Source organism: Sphingopyxis sp., from assembly GCF_036402335.1.
Taxonomy (GTDB): Bacteria; Pseudomonadota; Alphaproteobacteria; order Sphingomonadales; family Sphingomonadaceae; genus Sphingopyxis.
The window spans coordinates 1-5,329 of record NZ_DASWTD010000181.1; the positions used below are offsets into that span (position 1 = coordinate 1).

Below are 5,329 nucleotides of genomic sequence, written 5' to 3' on the forward strand. Positions count from 1 at the left end.
GCCGACGCCCTTCACCCACACCGTCGCGAGCCCCGACTTCGGGTCGAAATTCTCGACATAATGGTCGACGCGTTCGCCATTGGGGCCCGCGACGCGCCAGTCGATCTTGTCGGTGCCGGTCGGGAGCTTGTAGCCGAGTTCGAGCGAAAGCCGCGCGCCGCTGTCGCCGAGCACTTCGGCTTCGCGATAGCCGCGGATGCTGCCGACCCCGCCGAGCACGAACTGTTCGTTCGAAATCAGCGGCGCGGGGGCGAGCTGCCAGTCGAGCGCCGCGCGCAGGTCGAAATCATTCTTGAGCTGGCGGTTATAGACGCCGCTGCCATAGAAATAAATGAAGCTCGCTTCGGCGCCGGCGCGCTTGCCGACCGATTCCTCGTTGACGTTCGGGGTCAGCGGATTGTCGGGAATATAGCCGAATTCGCGCTGGCGACCGACGAGGCCGTCGAAAGCGAAGGTCGTGCCGATGCTGAACTCGCCATTCGATTGGGTATTGCCGCCGAGCCAGCGATATTGCGCGGTGAACGGCAGATAGGTGACCGGCGTGTCGAAGGTCAGTGTCTCGCCCGTTTCAGGATCGACGAGGCCGATCTGGTCGAGATAATCCTTGTAATCGACGCCGAACAACAGCGACTGCACCGTGCCTTGCGGCGAATTTCCGAGCGTGCGCATGAAGCGCCCGCCGACGGTCAGGCCGTTGCCAAGCACGGTCAGCCCGCCGACCGTCGCAACGTCGGTGTTCGAATTGACGATATAGCCGAGCAGGCTCGACCGGCCGTAGCCGAGCGGCGCATAATAGGAGCCCGAGACGACTTGGACCTGGTCGAAATCCTCCGGCGCGGTCTGGAAGAAGATGTTCGCGCTGTGCCCCGCCTGCCAGAGATTATCGTAGTTGGCCGATACGTTAAGGCGAAAGCGTTCGGTCGAGCGGTTATACTGGTCGCTCACCTCGATCGAGGCGCCCCACGGCTTCTTGTCCTCGACCGCCAGTTCGATGTCGACGGTGCCCGGCGCCACGCCGGCCTTGAACTCGGGAGTTATCGTGCGCGTCGTGCGCGCGTTCGCCGACGACAGTTCCTGCTGAAGCGTCGGCACGTTGGGAACCGTGCCGGGCTTCAGGCTGGGCAGCGCGCCGCGAACCTCGCTCGGCAGCACGAAATCGGCGCCGGTCACGCGGACGCGGCCGACCCTGCCTTCGGTAACGACCAGTTCGAGGATGCCCGAACTGACATCCTGTTGCGGGATTTCGACGACGACCGTCGCATAGCCGCGATCGCGATACGCCTTTTCGAGCTCGCCGCGCGCGACCTCGACGTCGGGGACGCTTTTGCCGTAACCCGCGTGCGGCATCAGCACCGTCTGGATATCGGCCGCCGTCAGGACCGAATTGCCGCGCACGACATATTCCATGACGTCGAAGCGAAACTCGGGATCGCCCGCTGCCGCCGCATCGGCGGCCGCCTCGTCCTGCGCCGCAGCCGGGTTCGCCGTGCAGAAGGCAAGAACGCCGACCGCGGCCATACAACCCCGCAGCGGGTACATGATACGCCCCGCTCTCAATCTTTTCATTCGAACCATCGCCGTGCAACGCCCCTCGTAAAGTCGAATCGGTCAGCCCGATTCGCTACCGGTGGTCGCTCCGCTAAGGTTTCACTATGACACTACTAATACTAACCTTTTCGAGTAGATTTTTATAAATATCGAACGACAAAATGCCCGGATCAATATTGATCCGAGCAGAATTTAAGTGAATATTATTTTTATATTTTAGTTATATTATATTCTTGAACCGGCTTGCGACGATCGCGTCTTGGCGCCTTCCCGAAACGATCCGTCCCACGACGCATCGAGGATCGCGAAAAGTGCGATGGCGTCCGCCCTACTCCGGGTGCCCAGTTTTTCCCTGATCCCCCGGAAATGGAATTTGACGGTCTCTTCGACGATCTCGAGCTGCTCGGCGACGGCACTGTTCGTCAGCCCCTGCGCGGCGAGTTCGAGAATCTCGATTTCGCGGCGCGACAGCGGGGTGCGGCCGCGCACGAGCGAAAGCCGTTCGATCGTCCGCGCCGTCAGCACGGTCGCGACAAAGAAGAGATCGAGAAAGAACGGCGGGAGGCTCCGCAACACCGGTGGAGCGGCGATCGCATCGGCGATCGCAACGCGCCCGCCGCGCCCCCATACGGCCACGCTCACGCCGCCCTCGACCCCGGCTCTGCGCAGATTCGCCATGACATCCCTGGCGAAGGCCGACTTCTCGCCGGGCCATTCGTCGCAGGTCCACATAAAGGGTTCGATCGCGCGCCGCGCAAAGCGCCGGACCGGATCGCGCCCGTCAAAGCCGATGCTGCGCACGCGGTCGGTTGTTTCGCTCGCCAGCGTCGACCATTGCACCGTCTGGTTGGCAAGGTCGCCCGGCGGAATGAAGGTCAGGATCAGATCGGAGAGGCCCTGCGCCTGCAGAAAGGAGGCGAGCAGGTCGAACGCGTCCTTGCGGGTCCGGACCTGCGCCAGCCGGCCCGACAGCGCGGGGAGCCCGGCGTCGGGCATTTCCGGCGATTTCATGGCAAGGCACGCACTCATTTCATTCCCCTCGCTCCGATGACGTTCGGGGGGCGGGAAATGCGAAATCTTTTTCGCGGTTCCCTAATTTCGCAGGATCGCGATGCCTCCGGGAAGCCGGGTGACCTTCATGCCGAGCGATTTTGCGATGTGGTCGACCGCAAAATCGGCGCGCTCTAGATGGATGACGCCGCTGATCCGGACGTCGTTGCGGCTGCCCAGCAGATACACGCGCCCGGGGCGATAGCGGTTGAGTTCGGCGATCACCTCCCCGGCCGGGCGGTCCTTGAACAGGAACAGATCGCGCTGCCATGCGGCGCCGCTTTCGGCGACGTCGTGCGGGGTTGGTCGGACCTCGCCCGCGCGGAAGTCGAAGCTGGTCCCGGCGTCGACCGTCGCGCGGCCGCCCGGCGACACCACCTCGATCTGTCCTTCCAGACAGGCGACGCGCATCAGCCCGCCATCCGACCGCATCGAAAAGCGCGCGACCTGTGCGCGGACCTCGACATCCTTCGCCGTCGCGATCAGCCGGCGCCCGGGATCGCAGGTCGCCGAAATCAGTGCCTCACCCTGCGCCAGCTCGACGCGCGGCGCCGCGGCATCGGCCCAGAACAGCAGCCGCGAATCGGTATTGAGTTCGGCGCTGACCTCGGGCTCGAGCCGGACGTGGCGGCGTTCGCCCTTGCCCGTGCGATATTCGCGCGCGCCGGCCGGGACAGGCGCAGCCAGAGGAACGAGCGACACCGCCGCGACCGCGGCCATCGCGGCGCCGCCACCGAGGAACCAGCGGCGCGAAACGCCCTGGCCGGCCGCCGGCATGGCCGCACCGCCGGCCAGCGCCGGTCCCAGTTGCTCCCACAGGCGGACAGCCTGGCGGAATGCCCCTTCATTCTCTTCATTTTGCGCGCGCCACGACAGCAGCGTATCGACGTCGCTCTGGGTCGCCTCGCCCGATTTCAGGCGCACAACCCAGCTGCGCGCCATCGCGTCGCGGTCGGGCCATCTCCCCAGTTCGTTATTATCGGGCATCGTCAACTTCGATCAGTCCTTCAATGACGAGACGGTTTTCGCTGGCCATAAGCGAAATCCTCCCGTTCTTCTTTTTTCAGATATTCGGCGCAATGGTCGAGCGCGCAGCGAAGCTCCATCTCGACCGTCCGCGTCGAGACGCCAAGTTCGGCGGCGATTTCGCGGCACGACCGTTCGTGGATGCGCACCGCGATCAGGATCATCCGCCGCCGTTCGGTCAGCGCGCCGATCGCCGCCTCGAGTTGCCCGACCGCTTCGCGATCCTCCGCCGTGCGCGCCGCGGAGGGCGACGGATCGGGGATGTCGAGCGCCGCATCGATCTGGTCCGCCAGCGAATGGCGGCTCGCCGATCGACGGAGATCGGTCGCAGCATTCAGCGTCAGGCGGAACAGATAGGCGGGCGCATTGCGCACCGAATAGGATTTTTCGGTCGTGCGCAGTTTGACGTAGACTTCGTTCAGCGCCTCGTCGGCGAGATCGGCGGAGCCCAAACGCCGACGCAGCCGCTCCCGGAAATCGGGATAGAGCTGCATGAAGCGTTGCAGGAGGGCGAAGGTCTCCACGTCGTTAGCGGGCCGTCACGGGCGGGCGCATCGGCACTCACCCCTGAACCTGGAAGTCGATCGGCACGTCGACCTCGATCGGTGCGGGCAGTTCGTCGGGCACCTGCGGCAGCGGTTCGGCGCGCCACAGCGCGGCGAGCGCCTTTTCGCCGACCAGGCTGTTCGGCGAACGCAGCACGCGCGCATCGACGACGCGCCCGTCGCGCGCAACGCGGAACCGCAGCACGACCAGCCCCGCATCGCCGCGACCGATACGGTCGCCGCGGCGCCGGCTGTGGACCGCGATATGCTTGCGGAGGATCGCGCCATAGGCCGACTTGCCCGCCCCGGCGAGCGGATCGTCCGCCAGCAGGCTCGCCAGTTCGGTGTCGAATTTCGCGGTACCGGCCCGCGATGCTTCACCGCTTCCCTTGGTGCGGATCGCAACGTCGCTGCTTTCCTGCGTAAAGGGCAGGTCGCGGACATCGGGATCGCCGCCGCCCGCATGCGCGCGGCCCGCCGCGGGCTCGATCGTCAACAGCTCAACCGTCAGCGGCTCGCTGCCCGGCACCGCGCGCGACCCGCCCGCGCCGCCGCCGGCATAGGCCAGGCTGAAGAGGATGATGCCGCCCGCATGAAGGAACAGCGAAAGCGCGATCGCGGTCTTGCGCCCGCCGTCCTCCGGCGCGGCGCGGCGGCCTTCGCTCCTGATTGCGATCGTCCCGTTCATTGCGCGACGATCCGCAGCCCGACCGGCTGGGGCATGTTCGCCGGCGGGGGCGAGCCGACGATCATGCCGTCGAGCAGCCGGCGCGCGATGACGAGTGCCTCGTCGTTGCTCCCGGCGCCGAAGCCGTCGAGGCCGGTGATCCGCCCATCCGCCGAGAGCCAGACATAGAGCGTGAAATCATAGGACCGCGTGCCCAATTCGCTCGACCGCCGCAGGAGCGCGAGGCTCGCGCCCAGCAGCTTCTCGCCATACCAGCGATATTCATCGTTGCTCGCGCGAAAGGCCGAGGTCAGCACGTCGATCTCGTCGAGCGACATGTCGGGGGGCGCCTCACGCGATGCCGATTCGAGGATGATCGCGTCGGGGCGCGTGAAGCGCGGGACGAGCCCGCTTCCGTCCAGCATCTGCATCAATGCATCATAGGCCGTCCGCGCCTTTTGAACCGGACCGGCACGTTTGCCCTCAACCAGCT

General features: G+C 65.6%; 6 protein-coding genes. All 6 read right to left on the minus strand.

What is annotated here, in order from left to right; translation table 11 throughout:
* The coding region (locus VGD20_RS05720; RefSeq protein WP_331133527.1) for a ShlB/FhaC/HecB family hemolysin secretion/activation protein at nucleotides 1-1,539 on the minus strand (1,539 nt) is incomplete at its 3' end.
* Between the two features lie 234 nt (nucleotides 1,540-1,773).
* Nucleotides 1,774-2,559, minus strand: coding sequence for a helix-turn-helix transcriptional regulator (locus VGD20_RS05725; protein WP_331133528.1), 786 nt, complete (start codon nucleotides 2,557-2,559; stop codon nucleotides 1,774-1,776).
* 81 nt (nucleotides 2,560-2,640) lie between these two features.
* Entirely contained in the window at nucleotides 2,641-3,585 is a 945-nt protein-coding gene (locus VGD20_RS05730) for a FecR family protein (protein ID WP_331133529.1), read from the minus strand.
* A gap of 20 nt (nucleotides 3,586-3,605) precedes the next feature.
* A complete protein-coding gene (locus VGD20_RS05735) occupies nucleotides 3,606-4,118 on the minus strand; it encodes an RNA polymerase sigma factor (protein WP_331133530.1) in 513 nt (170 codons plus the stop codon).
* Nucleotides 4,119-4,185: 67 nt separating this feature from the next.
* Nucleotides 4,186-4,857, minus strand: coding sequence for an energy transducer TonB (locus VGD20_RS05740; protein ID WP_331133531.1), 672 nt, complete (start codon nucleotides 4,855-4,857; stop codon nucleotides 4,186-4,188).
* On the minus strand, nucleotides 4,854-5,329 hold a 476-nt coding region (locus VGD20_RS05745), incomplete at its 5' end, for an STN domain-containing protein (RefSeq protein WP_331133532.1). The genes VGD20_RS05740 and VGD20_RS05745, both read right to left, overlap by 4 nt.

Coding starts and splice junctions, on each gene's coding strand:
- VGD20_RS05725 (WP_331133528.1), bottom strand. CDS start 2,559: ATGAAATCGCCGGAAATGCCCGACGCCGGGCTCCCCGCGCTGTCGGGC.
- VGD20_RS05735 (WP_331133530.1), bottom strand. CDS start 4,118: ATGCAGCTCTATCCCGATTTCCGGGAGCGGCTGCGTCGGCGTTTGGGC.
- VGD20_RS05730 (WP_331133529.1), bottom strand. CDS start 3,585: ATGCCCGATAATAACGAACTGGGGAGATGGCCCGACCGCGACGCGATG.
- VGD20_RS05740 (WP_331133531.1), bottom strand. CDS start 4,857: ATGAACGGGACGATCGCAATCAGGAGCGAAGGCCGCCGCGCCGCGCCG.